Source organism: Halomonas organivorans (assembly GCF_014192055.1).
In the GTDB taxonomy this organism is placed as follows: domain Bacteria; phylum Pseudomonadota; class Gammaproteobacteria; order Pseudomonadales; family Halomonadaceae; genus Halomonas; species Halomonas organivorans.
On the sequence record NZ_JACHXM010000001.1, the window covers coordinates 386,328 to 405,353 of the forward strand.

Here is a 19,026-nt window from a genome sequence, read left to right on the forward strand (position 1 = left end):
GGTTCGCGATGCGCTCAGCGCGAGGTCATCGCCGGCACCGCCTCGTCGGCCACCGGGCGACGCTTCCACCAGCCGGCCAGCAGCGAGCCCGAGACGTTGTGCCACACCGAGAACAGCGCCCCCGGCAGGGCCGCCGTGGCGGTGAAGAACTGGTTGGCCAGCGCCACGGCAAGGCCCGAGTTCTGCAGCCCGACCTCGAAGGCGATGGTGCGGGCGGTGCGGGTATCGAAGCGCAGCGCGCGAGCCAGGCCATAGCCACCGGCCAGGCCGACGGCGTTGTGGGCGATCACCGCCAGCGCGACGATCGGCCCCAGGGTCGCCAAACGCTCGGCATTGAGCGCCACCACGATGGCGATGATCACCACGATGGCCAACATCGCCAGGCTCGCCAGGGCCGGCTCGACCCGCTCGATGCGCGATCCCAGGCAGTGGTGCAGGATCACCCCGACCACGATCGGTGCCACCACCAGCTGGGCGATGCTGGTCAACATGCCCGCCACCGGCACGTCGACGCTCTGGCCGACCAGCAGCAGGGTGAGCAGCGGCGTGGCGACCACCGACAGCAGCGTCGAGACCATGGTCATCGAGACCGACAGCGCCACCCGGCCGCCGGCCAGCCAGGTCATGACGTTGGAGGAGGTGCCGCCGGCCGTGGCACCGACCAGCACCATGCCGATGGTCAGCGCGTCGGAGAGCCCCAGCAACCGGGAGATCGCCAGCGCCGCCACCGGCATGATCAGGAACTGCAGCACCACGCCCACCGCGATCGGCGCCGGCGACTTGATCACTCGGGCGAAATCGGCCTTCGAGAGCGTCAGCCCCATGGCGAACATGATGACGACCAGCAGGGTCTTGATGCTGCCGGCCAGGCCGGTGAAGAGCTGCGGCTGGAAGGCGGCCAGTGCCGCCAGCAGCACCGCCCAGACGGGAAACAGACGGTTGAAGCGTTCGAAGAATGGCATGACGTGTCCTTGCGTTGATATTGATGGGCCTTCCCGGCTCGTCGGGCGCGGGTCGCACTCGCCTCTTATGGTCCAGCGTTACGCCATGGTGGGCAATGGCTGACAAGCCGGGCCGGGCATGATAAGTTTCCGACAAATTATTAGCAAGGAAACTTGTTGCATGGCACCGACCTCCGCCCGTGAACGCTTCGGCATTCGCCTCACTACCGTATCGCGCCGCTGGCGCCGCGCCCTCGACCACCGGCTGGCCCTCGCCGGCCACACCGATACCAGCTGGGCGCCGCTTATCCATCTCGAGGCGGGCGGCGACGGCCTCAGCCAGAAGGCCCTGGCCAAGCGGGTGGGCATGGAGGGCTCCAGCCTGGTGCGCCATCTGGATCGCCTGGAATCCAGAGGCCTGGTCCGCCGGCAGAGCGATCCACGGGACCGCCGCACCAAGCGGGTCTTCCTGACGCCGGCGGGACGCGATGCCGTGACGACCCTTCGCGCCGACCTGCTGGCAGCCGAGATGGCGCTGCTCGACGACCTGGACGACGCCCGGCTCGAAACCCTCGTCGAGGCCCTCGACATCATCGACCGGCGTCTGCAAAGCGATGCCGAGGGCACTGAGGAACCCTCATGAACCCCGGGCGCGCCATCGCCCGGCTCGGCCTCGATCCGGAGCGACTATCCTTCGGGCTGCGCACCGCCCTGGCATCCTGCCTGGCGCTGGCAGTGGCCTGGGGCCTGGGGCTGGAACACCCCCAGTGGTCGGCCATGACCGTATGGGCCGCCTCGCAGCCGGTACGCGGCATGCTGATCGAGAAGAGCGCCTTCCGGGCGCTGGGTACGCTGATCGGCACCCTGGTCGGCGTGGCCCTGCTGGCAACGGTGGGCGACCATACCGCCTGGCTGGTCCTTGGCCTGGCGCTGTGGGTCGGACTCTGTGCCGGCACCGGCAACCTGCTGCACGGACTGAGGTCCTACGGCGCCCTGCTGGCCGGTTACTCCGCCTCCATGGTGGCACTGCTCGGCCAGACGGCGCCCCTGGGCTTCCTGTCGCTGGGCATCGACCGTTTCACCACGGTGATGGTGGGGGTACTGGTGGCGCTGCTCATTGGCCTGCTGTTCGGCGGCCGCAACCGGGAGGACGACCCCAGCGGCCGCACCCGGCGCCTCATGATCCTGGTGCTTCAACGGCTGGCACGGCGCCTGGATGGCCAGCCGGCACCCGCCACCGCCGAGCTGACCGTCCTGCTGAGCGAGGCCGCGGCCATCGAGGCCACACTGGACGCCCATGGGGCAGGATCGGCCAAGGGCCGCCATTCGGCTCGCTCGCTGCGTGCCATCCTCGCCACCCAGATCGAAGCCCTGCTGTGGCTCGAGCGCCCCGACGTCCTGCCCGACGACGGTCGAGCCATCGCCACAGCCCTCGATGAGGCGGCCACAGCACTCGATGATGCCGACGGCGCGATCGACGCCTTGCTGGTCGCGCTCACCCGAGCCGAAACCCGAGCCGCCAGCGCCCCCTCCCTGGCGATGTGCCTCAGGCGAATCGCCGAGGCGCATCGCCAGCGGGCCCGCTTTCACGACACCGGCACGACCCAGAGCGAGACGCTCAGGCGTCAGGTGATCCGTCATCGCGACTGGGTGCATGGCCGGCAGGCCTTCCTGCGCACCGGCGGCGTCATGCTGATCGTGGGGGGCACCTGGGCGCTCAGCGGCTGGGCACCGGGGGCCTACGTGCTGCTCGGCACCTCGGTAATGGTCACGCTGTTCTCCACCTTCGACAATCCGGCCTGGCTGATGCGGCGGATCCTGGCCTGGCAGACGGTCGGCGCCGTCGCATCGCTGGTCTGCCACTGGGCACTATGGCCCCTGGCCACGACCGAATGGCATCAGTTGGCCATGCTGATGCCCTTCATCCTGCTGGCCGTGTTGCCCTTTGCCCACCGCCGCACCATGACCGGCTCGGTAGACTATGTCATGGTCCTGCTGCTGCTCTCCCAGCCCGGCCTGCCGCGCAGCGTCGATATCGCCGGCTCGCTGACCACCGCCATCGCGGTGGTGATGGGCCCGCTACTGGCCGTCATCGCCTTCACGCTGATCTTCCCCACCGATGCCCGACGCCGGCAGCGACGCCTCAAGGCGATGATGATTCGCGAGCTTCAGGCCATGGCGGCCCGGCCGGAATCGGCGCCACGGCCAGCTATCTGGCGGGCACGCCTGCATCATCGGATCATGACGCTGATGCAGTGGAGCCATCGTCTCGGCGATCCCGCCCAGGCGGCCACCCGCGGCAGCCTGGCGGTCTATGACCTCGGCCGGACGGTACTGACCCTGCAAGCCCTGGGCGAGAAGGACACCCTCAGCGCACGGGAACGCCTGGCGATACGGGCCACCCTGCGTCGCCTGGACGGGCTTCGCCATGCTCCCGAAGCCGTGGCCGACGCCTTGACCCGACTGGCCGACTTCCTGGCACGCCGCGGGCGCAGCGCCGCTCCGGTCGTCGAGCGCACGGCGGCGCACCTCCGCGATCAGGCGGCGTTCTTCCGCCACACCCGGGACTAACACCTAGGACGACGCTCGGGCCGCCAGCAGCCGCTGCATGGCCGGCGTCGGCGTCTCGATCTTGCCGTGTCGCCGGCTGGCGGCATAGCTGTCGTTGAAGACGTCGAAATAGTCGTCGAGCAGGCCGGCAGCCTGCGCGTCACCCGCCTGACGCAGCAACTCCACGGCCACCTCCGCGGTGCACAGGTGCGCGGCGGAGGCCGGCTTGCGCAGCCGATAGCGCGTCAGGCGCTCGGTGGAAAGCGGCAGCACCGGCAGGTCCGCCAGGTAGGCGCTCTTGCGGAAGATGCGCCGCGCCTGGCGCCAGGTGCCGTCGAGGATCAGGAACACCGGAATCCGCCCCGCCTGCTGGCGCGCCGCCACGCATTCCATGCCGACCACCCGATGAGCGTAGTCCTCCTGGTCATCGGGAAAGATCACGAAGGGCGCATAGCGTTCGTCCTCGAGCAGCGCCAGCAGCCGTGGGTCAGGCACGGTGCGATACCAGGTGAAGACCTCGGTGGTAGGCAGCACGTCGCGGATCAACCGGCCGGTATTGGTGGGCTTGTAGTGCTCCAGCGGATGCGTCAGCAGCCAGACGCGGGTACGGCTGTCCGCCGTCACCCGGTAGGGACACAGGCAATTCAGCGCCGGCAGGTTGCAGTCTTCGCAGCGCCGCACGAAGCTGCCGCGAGCCTTGAACTCGCGCCGCGGCGGCCGTGGGCGGCCCGTGGCGGGGTCCTGGTCGACAGGGTCGGGGCTCGGGGTATCGTCCTGCATGAGTCATCGTCGGGCCGGAAAAAGGAGCGCCATTCTAACATGACCACGACGTCTCTCTTCCTCACCCCTCGGCCCTCACCACTCACACCTCGCAGCCCGTAGCCCGTAGCCCGTAGCCCGTAGCCCGTAGCTCGAATCCCCCAGCTCACTCCGGTACCCACAGCCGCCCCTCGCGCCGCCAGTGGCTCACCAGCTCCGGCACGCCCTCACCGGCGGGCATGGCCAGGCATGCCACCCCCGGGGGTGCCAGGGCATGGGCCTGGGGATCCACCAGCACGCAGGGTGAGCCGAGCGGTGCCTGTTCGAGCAGCATGGCAGCCGGCATCACCGCCAGCGAGGTGCCGACCACCAGCAGAAGGTCGGCCTCGGCGACGATCTCGCAGGCCGCAGGATAGTGCGGCACGGCCTCGCCGAACCACACCACGTCGGGGCGCAGCTGACCGCCCTTGTCGCACAGGTCGCCGAGGCGGATGCCGCCTCGGGGCAACGGATAGCGTAGCGCCGGATCGACGCTGGAGCGCGCCATCAGGATCTCGCCGTGCAGGTGCAGCACCCGGCGCGAGCCGGCCCGCTCGTGCAGGTCATCGATGTTCTGGGTGACGATATTGACCCGAAAGCCCTCACGCTCGAGCTGGGCCAGGGCGAGATGAGCGGCGTTGGGACTCGCCCGGCGCACCTGGTCGCGGCGCGCGTCGTAGAAGCGCAGCACCCGCGCGGGGTCGCGGGCCCAGGCGTCGGGAGTGGCGACCGCCTCCACGGGCTCGTCCGCCCACAGGCCGTCGGCGGCGCGAAAGGTCTGGATGCCACTCTCGGCACTGATGCCGGCGCCGGTCAGTACCACCAGATGGGGGCGGGAAGCATCGCTCATGGTCGTCTCGTGAGTCGGGGAACTCGCCTCAGCTTGCCATATCTTGTCCCGGCAGCGCAGAGGCCACCGGGGACAAGCCGGCAAGGCGATGGATGACATCCACACGCCACACAGCGACAATGGGCACCCTCGCAACATCCCCGAGCCGCCGATGTCCGAACCGCTGCCCATCCTTCACCATGACGAGCACCTGGTCGCCGTGCACAAGCCGTCCGGGCTGCTGGTGCATCGCAGCGCCCTGGCCCGGGGCGAACGGCACTTCCTGCTGCAGACGCTGCGCGACCAGCTGGGCCAGCGGGTCTATCCGGTGCACCGCCTCGACCGCCCCACCTCGGGGCTGATGGTGTTCGCGCTGTCGTCCGAGGTCGCTCGCCGCCTGGGCGAGGCCTTCGAGCAGCAGCGGGTCGCCAAGCGCTATCTCGCCGTGGTGCGCGGTACAGGCCCGGACGCCGAGCGCCTGGAGTACGCCCTGCGCGAGGAGGACGGCCACCGCCCCAAGGCCGAGATGCCAGCCATGGAGGCCATCACCGAGGTGCGGCGCCTGGACAGCGTCGAGCTGCCGGTGCGGGTCGATCGCTACCCCACCAGCCGCTACTCGCTGATGGAGGCACGCCCGCTGACCGGGCGGCGCCACCAGATCCGCCGTCACCTGTCCCAGCGCGGCTACCCGATCATCGGCGACGCCAAGCACGGCAAGGGCGTGCACAACCGCTTCTTCGCCGACCATCTCGACTGCCCGCGGCTGCTGCTGGCCGCCGTGGGCCTGAGCTTCGACCATCCGGTGGACGGCCAGCGCCTGGATCTGGGCTGCGCCCTGGATGCGCCCATGACCGAGCTGTTCCGGCGCTTCGGCTGGGCGGGCCACTTGCCCGCCAACCGTCGCGCCTCCTCCCCCGAGCCCTGTGAAATGCCATGAACGATTTCCCGAGCCCCGCCTCTCTCGAGACCGACGACCATGAGCTGCGCTTCGGCGGCATTCGACGCCTCTACGGCGCCCGTGCCCTGGCCCGTTTTCGCGCCGCCCACGTCGCGGTGATCGGGGTCGGCGGCGTGGGCAGTTGGGCCGTGGAGGCCCTGGCCCGCTCCGGTATCGGCAAGCTGACGCTGATCGACCTCGACGATGTCTGCGTGTCCAACGTCAACCGCCAGCTGCACGCCCTGGACGGCACCGTCGGCCGCCCCAAGGTCGAGGTGCTGGCCGAGCGCTGCCGGGCCATCCAGCCCGGCATCGAGGTGGTGGCGGATACCGCCTTCGTGACCCCGACCAACCTGGCCGAGCGGTTGCCCGAGGAGCTGGACCACGTCATCGACGCCATCGACAGCGTGGTGGCCAAGGCGGCGCTGATCGCCTGGTGCAAGCGCCGCAAGCTGCCGATCACCGTGACCGGCGCGGCGGGCGGCCAGACCGATCCGACCCGCATCAAGGTGGCCGACCTGACGCGCACCGAGCACGACCCGCTGCTGGCCAAGGTGCGCTCGCGACTGCGCCGCGACCACGGTTTCTCGCGCAACCCCAAGCGACGCTTCTCGGTGGAGTGCGTCTACTCCGACGAGCAGCTCGTCTATCCCGGCGCCGACGGCGAGGTCTGCCATGCCAAGCCCGGCCGCGGCGAGGCCACCCGCCTCGACTGCGCCTCGGGCTTCGGCGCGGCGACCTTCGTCACCGGCAGCTTCGGCTTCGTGGCCGCCTCGCGTACCCTCGCCAGGCTGGCTCGCGATGCCGCCTCCTCCCCCTGACCCGGAGACCTACATGGACGTCCAGCATCCCGTGCCCGGCATCTATCGCCACTACAAGGGCCCGCTCTACGAAGTCATCGGCGTGGCCCACCACAGCGAGACCGAAGAGCCGCTGGTGACCTACCGCGCCCTCTACGGCGACTACGGCCTGTGGGTGCGCCCGCTGGACATGTTCATGGAGACCGTGGAGGTGCAGGGCGAGCCGCTGCCGCGCTTCGCCCTGGAGAAGGCGTTCTAGGCAGGGAAGAGCCGTGTGTCGCGAGCATCGAGTCGCGGGATTCGAAGGGCATCCCCGAGGCAGCGAAGCTCGAAAGCAAGAAACCCCCAGCCATTTTCAGGTCCAGGGGTTTCTTACCGCTTATAGCTTACAGCTCCGGGCGCAGCCCGGTGAGCTTATTCCGCGTCGTGCATCTGCTTCTGCAGATAGTTCTCGATGCCGACCTTGTCGATCAGCGACAGCTCGGTCTCGAGCTTGTCGATGTGTTCTTCCTCGTCGGCGAGGATGTCGCGGAACAGGTCGCGGGTGACGTAGTCCTGCACCGACTCGCAGTAGGCAATCGCCTCGACGTAGTCGTCGCGGCCCTGCAGCTCGAGCTTGAGATCGCACTCGAGCATCTCCCTGGTGTCCTCGCCGATCAGCAGCTTGCCGTAGTCCTGCAGGTTGGGCACGCCCTCGAGGAACAGGATCCGCTCGATCAGCTTGTCGGCGTGCTTCATCTCGTCGATGGACTCTTCATACTCGAACTTGCCGAGCGCCGCCAGGCCCCAGTCCTGGTACATCTTGGCGTGCAGGTAGTACTGGTTGATCGCCACCAGTTCATTACCGAGGGCGGTATTGAGGTACTCGATGACCTTCTTGTCGCCTTTCATGACTACTACCTCATTGCTGTCGTCAGGGTCGTTGATCAGCTTGGCACGCGCAGGAGCGCACCGCCATGTCTGACGGCAGTCTAGGCGATATCAGGAAAAATTCAAATAAATCAGACGGTTGAAAACGCCAAAAGAAACGATAGCGATTGCCATCACACGGCGTAGGCGAGACCCTGCTGGGCCAGGGACAGCTCTTCCTGGATGGCCTCACGAGTGATGCCCTTGCCCATGCAGGCGCACTTGCCACACTGGGTGCCGCACCCCGTCTCGCGCTGGACCTCACGCCAGCTGCGCGCGCCCTCTTCCACGCTACGACGGATCGCCTTGTCGCTCACACCCTTGCACAGACACACGTACATGACATCACCTCACATCGATCACGAGACCGAATGTAAATGATTCGCATGGGCTATCGCAAGCATAGCGTACCACTACCTTGGTCGCGGGACGCCCACGACGACGTCAGCGTCGCCCAGGCAACACCACCAGCCGGGTGCCGGAGGCGATGTCCGCCCAGCTGCGTTTCTCGCCGTCGAACAGCACCCACAGGTGGCCAAGGCCGAGCGGCAGGAAGGCCAGCGCTCCGACCACGCAGCGCACCAGGCTCTGGCGCCAGCCGATGGCATGGCCGTCCGTCGTCTGCACGCGCAGCCGCCAGGCCTGCATGCCCAGCGTCATGCCGCCGCGGGTCCAGAAATAGGTGAAGAAGAGGCAGGCGGCCCCCGCCATCAGCGCACGCAGCGACCATACCTGGGCGGCACCGAGGCCGACCCGCTCGGGAGACAGGCCGATCGCCAGGCGGCTCACCGCCACATGGACGGCGGCGATGAGGATCCACAGCGCCAGCACCAGCAGGCCGTCGTAGAGCATGGCACCGAGGCGCCGGCCGAGGCCGGCGGGCCAGACATCGTCGAGGCGGTCGAAGCGTCGCGGCATGACGGGACTCCGGATCAGCCGGTTCGGCGCAGCAGGTAGAGCCCGAGGCCGGCACACAGCAGCGTCGGCACCAGCACCGCCCAGGCCGGGGAAAAGCCGAACAGCGTGGAGGCCGGCCCCAGCAGGTCCTGCAGGTACTTGAACACCAGCCCGGTGACCACGCCATAGAACACCCGGGTGCCGGCGGCCACGCTGCGCAACGGACCGAACACGAAGGAGGCCGCCACCAGCACCAGCGAGGCCATGGTCAGCGGCATCAGCACCTTCTGCCAGAAGTAGATCAGCGGCTGGGTGGCATCCTGGCCCTGGGATTGCAGGTGACGAGCGTAGGCCCACAGCTCGCTGGGCGCCTGGGTCTCCACGTCCCGCAGCAGCCGGTCGAGGCTCTGCGGGGTCAATTCGGTTCGCCAGGGGCGGCTCGCTAGGTGGCTGGCCTCGGTACGGCCGTCCACGAAACGGGTCTCGGAGACGTCCTCCAGCACCCAGGCGCCGTCGCGCCATACCGCGCGGCGGGCATTGAGCGTCTCGCGCAGCTCGCGTCCCTCGAAGCGATAGCGGGTCAGGTCCAGCACTACCTGGTCGGCGCGAATCGCCCCGAAGCGATAGAAGTCATTGCCCTCACGCTGCCAGCCGCCGCTCTCGGTCAGGACCGCGCCCTCGCCCTGCCGCTGTTCGAGCCGCCAGGCGCTGGCGAACTGTTCGGTCTTGGGGCTGACGAACTCGGCGACGAACAGCACCACCGCGATCACCAGGATGATCGGCTTCATCACCCCCCACAGGATACGGGTCAGCGACCGGCCTGCGGCGCGCATCACGGTGAGCTCGTTGCTCGATGCCATGCTGCCGAGCCCGATGAGGGCGCCGATCAACACGCCCACCGGCGCATACTGGTAGAAGCGCCAGGGCAGCCGGAATACCAGGTAGAAGAACACCTGCAGGGCACCGTAGTCGCCCTCCACGTCGCCCAGGTCGTTGATGTAGGTGATGACCATGTCGAGGCCCAGCAAGATCACCTGGACCACCAGGATGGCGCCGAGGATCTGGCGAGCGATGTAACGGTCGAGGCGATCGGCGATCATCCGCTCATCCCCTTGCGCTGGGCCTGCAGCGTCATCGCCAGGCCGATGGCCAGGAAGGTCGCATGGATCGGCCACATGCCGAGGGTGGCCGGCCAGTTGCCCCTGGCAATGGCGTCCAGCGCCGCCAGCAACAGGCTGAGGTAGGCCACATAGAGGAAGATCGCCGGCAGCAGCTTGGCGAAACGGCCCTGGCGCGGATTGACCCGCGACAGCGGCATCGCCAGCAGGGTCAGGATGAACACCATCAGCGGCAGCCCCAGGCGCCACTGCAGCTGGGCCTCGCCGGCAGTGCTCTCGTCGGCCAGCAATGCCGCCGTGGTGGTGAACTCGGGCTCGTCGAGGTCGAGGCTCTCCTCGTCCCGCGACAATCGCACGGCGTAGCTGCCGAACTCGAGGCGCTCGGCCTGGGCACGCCCCGGTGCGACGCTGTAGCGCTCCCCGTCGGAGAGCACCAGGAAGCGGCTACCGGTCTCGGGGTCGACGGTCTGGTAGCCGGCGGCGGCCCGGGTGACCACGGTGGAGGGGGTGCCGTCGGAGCGGCGCTGTCGTTCGCTGATGAAGACCTCCTGCATGCGGCTGTCGTCCTCGGTCAGCGCCTCGGTGTAGGCGGTCCGCCCGCCGCCGAAGTCCTGGAAACGCCCCGGCGTCAGGGCCGAGAAATCCAGCTGGCTGCGCTGTTTCTCGAGCATCACCTCATTGTGCAGCGCCCCGGCAGGGGTCAGCCACAGGCTGCACAGCCCTACCAGCACCGCCACCACGGTGGCAGGCACCAGGCTCACCTGCAGCAGCTTGTTGGGGCTGGTGCCGCAGGCCACCAGCACGGTGATCTCGCTGTTGAGATACAGCTGGCCATAGGCCAGCAGGATGCCCAGGAAGAAGGCCAGCGGCAGGATCAGTTCGAGAAAGCCCGGCAGGTGGAAGAGCATCAGGGTGCCGAGAATATCGAGCGGAATCTCGCCCTCCGCCGCGTTGGCGAAGTAGCGGATGAAACGGCTGCCCATGATCACCAGCAGCAGCACCCCGGCCACGGCGGCCATGGTCTGCAGGATCTCGCGGGTCAGGTAGCGGAATATGATCAACGTTGTCTCCCGGCCCGGGCCGTGCGGCCCGACCATCTTCCATGCCATGGCGACCGTCCCGGCCGCCCGTCGGACGCGTCGCCCATCGCCCGCGTCGATCGTGCGAGGCACGGCCCCGCCGGACGACGGAGACACGAGCGCCAGGGTCCGCCCTCAGGATACGATCCCTCTGGACACGATAGTTCGGTGTGAAGTCCGGCAGGATCCTGGGGTACACTGGGACGATTCGGCAACGTGCCGGCATTATCCAGAATCCCCCACCGCTTGTCTTGTGGAGACACCATGGAATTCCTAGTTCAGACGGCCAACCCCGCCAAGGCCGAGACGGCCTGCCTCGTGGTCCCGGTGTTCAAGGATGGCGACCTGCTGCCCGCCGCCGCCAAGCTCGACGACGCCAGCGAGCGGCTGATCGGCCAGTTGATCGATCGCGAAGACTTCGACGCCAAGCTGGGCAACGTGCAGATGATCCCCTTCGCTCCGGGGCTGAACGCCGATCGCCTGCTGCTGGTCGGCCTGGGGAACCGTGAAAAGTGCCAGGAAGGCGCCTTCCGCAAGGCCGTGGACGCTGCCTTCACGGCACTGGCAACGCTTCCGGCCGACGATGCTGCGGTCGCCTTCACTGACGTACCGGTTCCCGACCGCGACTGCGACTGGAAGGCCCGCATGGTCGCCGAGGCCGCCCACCGCGCCGTCTATCGATTCACCGAGTTCAAGTCCGAGCCCGGCCCCCAGCCGCGGCTCGAGCGCGTCACCCTGCTGGTCAGCGAAGGCGGCAACGCCGAGGCGGCCCGCGAGGGCGCGCGGGTCGGCGATGGCATCGGCCAGGGGATCAACGCCGCCCGAACCCTCGGCAACCTGCCCGGCAACGTCTGCACGCCGCGCTACCTGGCGAGCCGTGCCGAGCAGCTGGCCACCGCTTCCAACGGCGCGCTGAGCGCCGAGATCCTCGACGAGGAAGCCCTCGAGGCGCTCGGCGCCCACTCGCTGCTCTCCGTGGGACGCGGCAGCGAGGAGCCTTCGCGGCTGATCGTGATGAAGTATCAGGGGGCCGAGGATCCGGACGAAGCGCCGCATGTGCTGGTCGGCAAGGGCATCACCTTCGACGCCGGCGGCATCTCGCTCAAGCCCGGTGCCGGCATGGACGAGATGAAGTTCGACATGTGCGGCGCCGCCAGCGTGTTCGGCGCCGTCACCTCGGTGCTTGCCATTCGCCCGAAGATCAACCTGGTGGCTATCGTCGCCAGCGCCGAGAACATGCCCGACGGCCGCGCCACCAAGCCTGGCGACATCATCAAGACCCTCAAGGGCCTGTCGGTGGAGGTGCTCAACACCGACGCCGAGGGCCGTCTGGTGCTGTGCGACGCCCTGACCTACGCCGAGCGCTTCGAACCGGCCAGCGTGGTCGACATCGCCACCCTCACCGGCGCCGCCATCATCGCGCTGGGCCATCACGCCACCGGCCTGATGGCCAACGACGATGACCTGGCACTGGACCTGCTCGATGCCGGCGAGACCGCCTGGGACCGCGCCTGGCACCTGCCGCTTTGGGACGAGTACCAGGAGCAGCTGGACTCCAACTTTGCCGACCTGGCCAATATCGGCGGGCGTCCGGCGGGTACCATCACCGCCGGCTGCTTCCTCTCGCGCTTCACCGACAAGTTCCCCTGGGCGCATCTGGACATCGCCGGCACCGCCTGGAATTCCGGCCAGCAGAAGGGCGCCACCGGCCGGCCGGTCAGCCTGCTCACCCAGTACCTGCTGGATCGCGAGACCGACGGCCGGCTCGAGACGGACGACGAGGCCTGAGGGATATCACGTCCGGGGGTTGCCTTCCGGGCGTGACGACTTTTTCATGAAAGGCGTCGATTGCAACGCACCGGGCCGAGCGGCCCGGTGATCCTGTTTAGCGTACCGGGGTGCGGGAAGCGCCCCGATGAAGCGGAGAACAAGCCGTGTCCACCGAACGTTTTACCGTGCTGCCCGCCGCCCAACCCTTGGCGGCCCCGATCCGCGAGGACATCCTGCAAAACCCCGGGTTCGGCCGCTATTTCACCGATCACATGGCTCACGTGCGCTGGACCGTCGACGCCGGCTGGCACGGCCACGAGGTACGCCCCTACGGCCCGCTGACCCTGGATCCGGCCGCCGCGGTGCTGCACTACGGCCAGGAGATCTTCGAAGGGGTCAAGGCCTACCGGCACGCCGACGGCTCGGTGTGGACCTTCCGCCCGGAGAAGAACGCCGAGCGCTTCCGTCGCAGCGCCCGCCGCCTGGCGCTGCCGGAGCTCTCCGACGATGACTTCATCGACTCGCTCAAGGCGCTGCTGGCCCAGGACCACGCCTGGGTGCCGACCCCGGCCAGCGAAGCCGACGAGTCGAGCCTCTACCTGCGTCCGTTCATGATCGCCAGCGAGACCTTCCTCGGCGTGCGCCCGTCCCACGAGGTCGACTACTACGTCATCGCCTCCCCGGCCGCGGCCTACTTCCAGGGCGGCATCAAGCCGGTATCGATCTGGCTGTCCTCCCACTACAAGCGCGCCGCACCCGGCGGCACCGGCTTCGCCAAGTGCGGCGGCAACTACGCCGCCTCCCTGGCCGCGCAGAAGGAAGCGGCCGAGCACGAGTGCAGCCAGGTGGCCTTCCTCGACGCCGCCGAGAACAAGTGGATCGAGGAACTGGGCGGCATGAACCTGTTCTTCGTCTACCGCGACGGCCGCATCGTCACTCCGCGCCTGACCGACACCATCCTCGAGGGCGTGACCCGCGACTCGGTGCTGACCCTGGCACGAGACGAGGGCCTGACCCCGGAGGAGCGTCCGATCAGCATCGACGAGTGGCGCGAGGGCGCGGCCAGCGGCGAGATCATCGAGGTCTTCGCCTGCGGCACCGCGGCGGTCATCACCCCGGTGGGCGAACTGGTGACCGAGGACGACACCCTCCGCCTGGCCACCGAGGGCGACAACGAGATCGCCAAGCGCCTGCGCACCCGTCTGCTCGATCTGCAGTACGGCCGCAGCGAGGACAAGTACGGCTGGCTGACCCGCCTGGTATAGGGCCATTTTCCCCGGGCCGTCGCCCGGGGAGCCCGGCCTTTCCTGCAGGAGAGACATCGCATGAATCCCGTGATGCTGATCACCGGTGCCGGCCGCGGTATCGGCGCGGCCACTGCGCAACTGGCGGCTCGCCAGGGCTATACGGTGGTCGTCAACTATCTCCGCGATCATCGGGCCGCCGAAGGCGTGGTCAGCGCCATCCGCGAAGCAGGCGGGCAAGCCATCGCCGCACAGGCCGATGTCGCCAGCGAGGACGGTATCCGAGGGCTGTTCGCTATCGTCGACGCCGAGCTGGGTCGCCTCGACGTACTGGTCAACAACGCCGGCGTGGTGGACGTCAACTGCCGCGTCGAGGACATGGACTTCGAGCGCGTCGAGCGCATGATGCGCATCAACGTCGCTGGACCGATGATCTGTGCCCGGGAGGCGGTGAAGCGCATGTCGACTCGCCGCGGCGGCAGCGGCGGCGCCATCGTCAACGTCTCGTCGGTGGCCGCTCGCCTGGGCGGCCCCGATGAGTACGTCGATTACGCCGCGTCCAAGGGAGCCGTCGACAGCCTGACGCGCGGACTGGCCCGAGAGGTCGCCGGCGAAGGCATTCGCGTCAACGCCGTTCGCCCTGGCGTGATCCGCACCGCGATCCACGCCAGCGCCGACAATGCGAACAAGGTCGACGTCGCCGGCCAGCGCATTCCGCTGGGCCGCATCGGTGAGCCCGAAGAGATCGCCTCGGCCATCATGTGGCTGATCGGCAGCGAGTTCTCCACCGGCTCGATCATCGACGTCGATGGCGGCGTATGACCACCGAGCTACGCCCTGAGCTGTAAGCTTCAAACGGTAGACTGTAGAGTGGGTAACACCATGTCATCAGCCTCGATGGCAGATGGCTAAAGGTTTCCGTAACGCCCTCTCGAATGGGGCGATGATGCCAAACCAGGCCCAAGCGCCTTTCTTACAGCTTCCAGGCGCAAAGCGCCGCTCCTAGCTTACAGCTTGCCCGAAGGGCCCCATGACCCGCATCGATTTCTACATCCTCCCCGAGACCACCCTGGAAGCGCGGCTGGCGTTCGCCTGCCGGCTGGCCGAGACCATCGCCCGCAAGGGCTACCGGCTGCATCTGCACGCCGAGGACGAGGCCATGGCCCGGGAACTGGACGACGTCCTGTGGACCTTCCGGCCCGACGCCTACCTGCCCCATGCCCTGGTGGGCAGCGAACAGGCCGACGGCGTGCCGGTGACCATCGGCTGGCAGGAGCCGCCGCCCGGCGACGCCGGCGTGCAGGCGATGCTCAACCTGCATCCCGACATCCCCGAGTGGTTCTCGCGCTTCGAGCGGGTCGCCGAGATCATCAACCAGCACCAGGCGGTGCTGACCGCCAAGCGGCGCTGCTGGCAGACCTACAAGAAGCGTGGCTATCCGGTCACCCCTCACCATCTGCGCGCCGGGGCCTGACGGTACCGATCAGCCACGGCGGGGCGCCGGGGACAGGTCGTAGAGGGGGTTTTTGCCATGGATGGCAAAAGGTAGCGCCCAGGGATGGGTTCACAGCGCCCCCTCGAAGACCTGTCGCCGGATCAGCCCCGGCCATCCATCTCGCAGACAGCAGCAGGCGGCGCCCTCTCCCGGCCCATGACGCCGCCCGGCCCCTCGGGCTATAATCGAGCCCATTTTTCGCGTCCCGCACCGCCGGCCCGAAAGGCCCGCCGTGCCGCGTCGTCGCCACCTCCTTCGACCCGGAAGCCCCCATGGACAAGACCTACCAACCCGAGCAGATCGAATCCCGCTGGTACGAGCGCTGGGAAGCCGACAACCGCTTCGCCCCTTCCGGCGAGGGCGAGCCCTTCTCGATCATGATCCCGCCGCCCAACGTCACCGGCAGCCTGCACATGGGCCATGCCTTCCAGGACACCATCATGGACACCCTGACGCGCTGGCGGCGCATGCAGGGTCGCAACACCCTGTGGCAGGTGGGCACCGACCACGCCGGCATCGCCACCCAGATGCTGGTGGAGCGCAAGGTCGCCGCCGAGGAAGGCAAGAGCCGCCACGATCTCGGGCGCGAGGCCTTCACCGACAAGATCTGGGAGTGGAAGCACGAGTCCGGCGGCCACATCACCCGCCAGCTGCGCCGCATGGGCGCCAGCGTCGACTGGTCCCGCGAGCGCTTCACCATGGACGACGGCTTCTACAAGGCCGTGCAGGAAGTCTTCGTGCGCCTCTATGAAGAGGACCTGATCTACCGCGGCAAGCGGCTGGTCAACTGGGACCCCACCCTGCACACCGCCATCTCCGACCTCGAGGTCGAGAACAAGGACCAGCAGGGCCAGTTCTGGCACTTCCGCTATCCGCTGGCCGACGGCATGACCACCGACGACGGCAAGAACTACCTGGTCGTCGCCACCACCCGCCCCGAAACCCTGCTCGGCGACAGCGCCGTGGCGGTCAACCCGGAAGACCCGCGCTACGCCTCGCTGGTCGGCAAGTTCGTCGACCTGCCGCTGGTCGGCCGCCGCATCCCGGTCGTGGCGGATGAGCACGCCGACATGGACAAGGGCTCCGGCTGCGTGAAGATCACCCCGGCCCACGACTTCAATGACTACGAGGTCGGCAAGCGCCAGGACCTGCCGCTGATCAACGTCTTCACCAAGGACGCCGCCGTCCTCGCGGCCGCCGAGGCGTTCGACCTCCAGGGCCGTCCGCTTGCCGACATCGACACCTCGCTGCCCGCCGCCTACGCCGGCCTCGGCCGCTTCGAGGCCCGCGAGCGCATCGTCGCCGACATGGACGCCGCCGGCCTGCTCGAGCAGGTCGAGACCGTCAACAACACCCTGCCCTTTGGGGACCGCTCCGGCGACGTCATCGAGCCGCTGCTCACCGACCAGTGGTTCGTGGCCGTCGAGGAGCTGGCCAAGCCGGCCATCGCCGCGGTCGAGAACGGCGACATCGAGTTCGTGCCGAAGAACTACGAGAACATGTACTTCGCCTGGATGCGCGACCTCCAGGACTGGTGCATCTCGCGCCAGCTGTGGTGGGGCCACCGCATCCCGGCCTGGTACGACGCCGAGGGCAACGTCTATGTGGCGCGCACCGCCGAAGAGGCGCGCGCCAAGCACGATCTGCCCGCCGACCTCGAACTGACCCAGGACGAGGACGTGCTCGACACCTGGTTCAGCTCCGGGCTGTGGACCTTCGGTACCCTGGGCTGGCCCGAGCAGACGCCGGAGCTTGCGACCTTCCACCCGTCCAGCGTGCTGGTCACCGGCTTCGACATCATCTTCTTCTGGGTCGCACGGATGATCATGATGACCCTGAAGTTCACCGGCGAGGTGCCCTTCAAGCAGGTCTACGTCCACGGCCTGGTGCGCGACGGCCAGGGCCAGAAGATGTCCAAGTCCAAGGGCAACGTGCTCGACCCCATCGACCTGATCGACGGCATCGAGCTGGACGCCCTGGTCGAGAAGCGCACCGGCAACATGATGCAGCCGCAGAAGGCCAAGGCGATCGCCAAGGCCACCCGCGGCGAGTTCCCGGACGGCATCGAGCCCCACGGCACCGACGCCCTGCGCTACACCTTCCTGTCCCAGGCCACCACCGGTCGCGACATCAAGTTCGACATGGGCCGCCTCGACGGCTATCGCAACTTCTGCAACAAGCTGTGGAACGCCTCGCGCTACGTGTTGATGAACGCCGAGGGCCAGGACTGCGGGGCGGCCGGCGGCGAGGTAGAGCTGTCGCTGGCCGACCGCTGGATCGTCTCCCAACTGCAGAAGACCGAGGCCCAGGTAACGAAGGCGATGGAAGAGTTCCGCTTCGACCACGCCTCCCAGGCGCTCTACGACTTCGTGTGGAACGAGTACTGCGACTGGTACCTGGAGCTCTCCAAGCCGGTGCTGTGGGACGACGCCGCCTCCGAGGCCGCCAAGCGGGGCACCCGCCGCACCCTGGTGCGCGTGCTCGAGGCCGTGCTGCGCCTGGCCCACCCGATGATGCCGTTCATCTCCGAAGAGATCTGGCAGCGCGTGGCGCCGCTGGCCGGCACCGCCTCCGAGGGCGGGAGCGAGTCCGTGATGACCCAGCCCTGGCCGCTGGCCGACGAGGCGCTGATCGACGACGACGCCACCCGCGACATCGAGTGGCTCAAGGGCGTGATCGTCGCGGTGCGCAACGTCCGCGCCGAGATGAACATCGCCCCGGGCAAGCCGCTGGAGGTGCTGCTGACCAAGGGTACCGCGGGCGACAGCGCGCGCCTGGAGGCCAATCGGCCGTTCCTCGCCAAGCTGGCCAAGCTCGAGAGCGTCACCTGGCTCGACGACCCCGAGCAGGCGCCGCTCGCGGCCACCCAACTGGTCGGCGAGATGGAGGTGCTGGTGCCCATGGCCGGGCTGATCGACAAGGACGCGGAGCTCGCGCGCCTGGCCAAGGAGATCGACAAGCAGGACAAGCTGATCGGCGGCATCGAGAAGAAGCTCGGCAACGAGAGCTTCGTTGCCAAGGCCCCCGAAGCGGTGGTGCAGAAGGAGCGCGGCAAGCTGGAGGATTTCCAGGCCACCCGCCGCGTGCTGGTGGAGCAGCGCGACAAGATCGCCGCGCTCTAGGAAACACCCCGTGTAACGCGAACGGCCCGCCTATCCGGCGGGCCGTTCGCGCTTCAGGACACCACGCTCAATCGTCGCGTCGGAAACCGCCCAGTACCCGCTGGTCGGGGCCGAAGAACACCAGGCGGTCGTGGTCGATCAGGTAGCGATAGGCGCGATCCAGCATGGCGGTCACCTGGCCGGCCTCGGCCATGTTGGGGCAGGCCATCATGGTAGATGCCAACTGGCCGAACTCGATGCGGTTGTTCGGTCCCAGCTCGACGCTACCGGTGAAGCGATTGCAGCCGTCATGACCGCTGACCCGGCCCTCCGACGAGATCTCGAACCAGGGCGTGGTCGGCATGTCGAGGCGATCGCTGGTGCCAACCAGCAGCAGGTTCCAGCGCGGCCCGACCACCGGGCCGGAAACAGACTCGCCGCTCTGGTCCACCGGCGCGGGGCCGGAGGCACAGCCTACCAGCAGCGTGAGCAGCATCAACGGCAGGGCATGGCGTAGCTTAACGATCATGACATCGTCCTTGAACGGGGAATGGCGGT

19 protein-coding genes are annotated in these 19,026 nt (G+C 68.2%); 10 read left to right on the forward strand and 9 right to left on the reverse strand.

Annotated features, from left to right (window positions below):
- Positions 1-14 precede the first annotated feature (14 nt).
- Positions 15-962, reverse strand: coding sequence for a bile acid:sodium symporter family protein (locus FHR96_RS01760; protein WP_183385913.1), 948 nt, complete (start codon positions 960-962; stop codon positions 15-17).
- A gap of 160 nt (positions 963-1,122) precedes the next feature.
- Here FHR96_RS01760 and FHR96_RS01765 point away from each other — a divergent pair, with 160 nt between their 5' ends.
- Together FHR96_RS01765 and FHR96_RS01770 are read left to right on the forward strand one after the other, a co-directional pair.
- Positions 1,123-1,584, forward strand: coding sequence for a MarR family winged helix-turn-helix transcriptional regulator (locus FHR96_RS01765; RefSeq protein WP_183385914.1), 462 nt, complete (start codon positions 1,123-1,125; stop codon positions 1,582-1,584).
- Positions 1,581-3,512: an FUSC family protein gene (locus FHR96_RS01770; RefSeq protein ID WP_183385915.1), complete on the forward strand. Its 1,932-nt coding sequence runs from the start codon at positions 1,581-1,583 to the stop codon at positions 3,510-3,512. The genes FHR96_RS01765 and FHR96_RS01770 overlap by 4 nt, the downstream gene beginning before the upstream one ends.
- Before the next feature lie 3 nt (positions 3,513-3,515).
- Here the strand turns inward: FHR96_RS01770 and FHR96_RS01775 are convergent, their stop codons facing one another.
- Positions 3,516-4,271, reverse strand: a complete 756-nt coding sequence (locus tag FHR96_RS01775) for a tRNA-uridine aminocarboxypropyltransferase (RefSeq protein ID WP_183385916.1) — start codon at positions 4,269-4,271, stop codon at positions 3,516-3,518.
- A 145-nt stretch (positions 4,272-4,416) separates the two neighbouring features.
- Positions 4,417-5,139, reverse strand: coding sequence for an SIR2 family NAD-dependent protein deacylase (locus tag FHR96_RS01780; RefSeq protein WP_183385917.1), 723 nt, complete (start codon positions 5,137-5,139; stop codon positions 4,417-4,419).
- A gap of 151 nt (positions 5,140-5,290) precedes the next feature.
- On the opposite strand from FHR96_RS01780, the gene FHR96_RS01785 reads away from it, so the two are divergent.
- From FHR96_RS01785 to FHR96_RS01795, 3 genes are read left to right on the forward strand one after another with little or no spacing between them, the layout of a single operon-like run.
- The gene (locus FHR96_RS01785) at positions 5,291-6,055 is read left to right on the forward strand and encodes a pseudouridine synthase (protein ID WP_183385918.1); all 765 of its coding nucleotides are present in this window, start codon (positions 5,291-5,293) and stop codon (positions 6,053-6,055) included.
- A complete protein-coding gene (tcdA, locus tag FHR96_RS01790) occupies positions 6,052-6,876 on the forward strand; it encodes a tRNA cyclic N6-threonylcarbamoyladenosine(37) synthase TcdA (protein ID WP_183385919.1) in 825 nt (274 codons plus the stop codon). The genes FHR96_RS01785 and tcdA overlap by 4 nt, the downstream gene beginning before the upstream one ends.
- 13 nt (positions 6,877-6,889) lie before the next feature.
- A complete protein-coding gene (locus FHR96_RS01795; RefSeq protein ID WP_183385920.1) occupies positions 6,890-7,114 on the forward strand; it encodes a DUF1653 domain-containing protein in 225 nt (74 codons plus the stop codon).
- A 155-nt stretch (positions 7,115-7,269) separates the two neighbouring features.
- On the opposite strand, the gene bfr is transcribed toward FHR96_RS01795, so the two are convergent.
- From bfr to lptF, 5 genes are all read right to left on the reverse strand, one after another.
- A complete protein-coding gene (bfr, locus tag FHR96_RS01800; RefSeq protein WP_183385921.1) occupies positions 7,270-7,746 on the reverse strand; it encodes a bacterioferritin in 477 nt (158 codons plus the stop codon).
- A 152-nt stretch (positions 7,747-7,898) separates the two neighbouring features.
- Positions 7,899-8,105 carry a (2Fe-2S)-binding protein gene (locus FHR96_RS01805; protein ID WP_183385922.1) on the reverse strand — a complete coding sequence of 69 codons (207 nt, stop codon included), beginning with the start codon at positions 8,103-8,105 and terminating at the stop codon, positions 7,899-7,901.
- 103 nt (positions 8,106-8,208) lie between these two features.
- On the reverse strand, positions 8,209-8,682 hold the full coding sequence (locus tag FHR96_RS01810) for an RDD family protein (RefSeq protein WP_183385923.1): 474 nt from the start codon (positions 8,680-8,682) through the stop codon (positions 8,209-8,211).
- 14 nt (positions 8,683-8,696) lie between these two features.
- Positions 8,697-9,761 carry an LPS export ABC transporter permease LptG gene (gene lptG / locus FHR96_RS01815; RefSeq protein ID WP_183385924.1) on the reverse strand — a complete coding sequence of 355 codons (1,065 nt, stop codon included), beginning with the start codon at positions 9,759-9,761 and terminating at the stop codon, positions 8,697-8,699.
- On the reverse strand, positions 9,758-10,840 hold the full coding sequence (gene lptF, locus FHR96_RS01820; protein WP_183385925.1) for an LPS export ABC transporter permease LptF: 1,083 nt from the start codon (positions 10,838-10,840) through the stop codon (positions 9,758-9,760). The genes lptG and lptF overlap by 4 nt, the downstream gene beginning before the upstream one ends.
- 282 nt (positions 10,841-11,122) lie before the next feature.
- On the opposite strand from lptF, the gene FHR96_RS01825 reads away from it, so the two are divergent.
- The 5 genes from FHR96_RS01825 to FHR96_RS01845 all read left to right on the forward strand — a co-directional run bounded on the left by FHR96_RS01825 (position 11,123) and on the right by FHR96_RS01845 (position 18,489).
- Entirely contained in the window at positions 11,123-12,646 is a 1,524-nt protein-coding gene (locus tag FHR96_RS01825; protein ID WP_183385926.1) for a leucyl aminopeptidase, read from the forward strand.
- A 146-nt stretch (positions 12,647-12,792) separates the two neighbouring features.
- Positions 12,793-13,893 (forward strand): branched-chain amino acid aminotransferase, encoded by a 1,101-nt coding sequence (locus FHR96_RS01830; RefSeq protein ID WP_183385927.1) that lies wholly within the window; start codon positions 12,793-12,795, stop codon positions 13,891-13,893.
- 60 nt (positions 13,894-13,953) lie between these two features.
- Entirely contained in the window at positions 13,954-14,694 is a 741-nt protein-coding gene (locus tag FHR96_RS01835) for an SDR family oxidoreductase (RefSeq protein ID WP_183385928.1), read from the forward strand.
- A 208-nt stretch (positions 14,695-14,902) separates the two neighbouring features.
- Positions 14,903-15,346, forward strand: a complete 444-nt coding sequence (locus FHR96_RS01840) for a DNA polymerase III subunit chi (RefSeq protein WP_183385929.1) — start codon at positions 14,903-14,905, stop codon at positions 15,344-15,346.
- A gap of 293 nt (positions 15,347-15,639) precedes the next feature.
- The gene (locus FHR96_RS01845; protein ID WP_183385930.1) at positions 15,640-18,489 is read left to right on the forward strand and encodes a valine--tRNA ligase; all 2,850 of its coding nucleotides are present in this window, start codon (positions 15,640-15,642) and stop codon (positions 18,487-18,489) included.
- A gap of 67 nt (positions 18,490-18,556) precedes the next feature.
- On the opposite strand, the gene FHR96_RS01850 is transcribed toward FHR96_RS01845, so the two are convergent.
- Positions 18,557-18,997 (reverse strand): META domain-containing protein, encoded by a 441-nt coding sequence (locus FHR96_RS01850; protein ID WP_183385931.1) that lies wholly within the window; start codon positions 18,995-18,997, stop codon positions 18,557-18,559.
- Positions 18,998-19,026 lie beyond the last annotated feature (29 nt).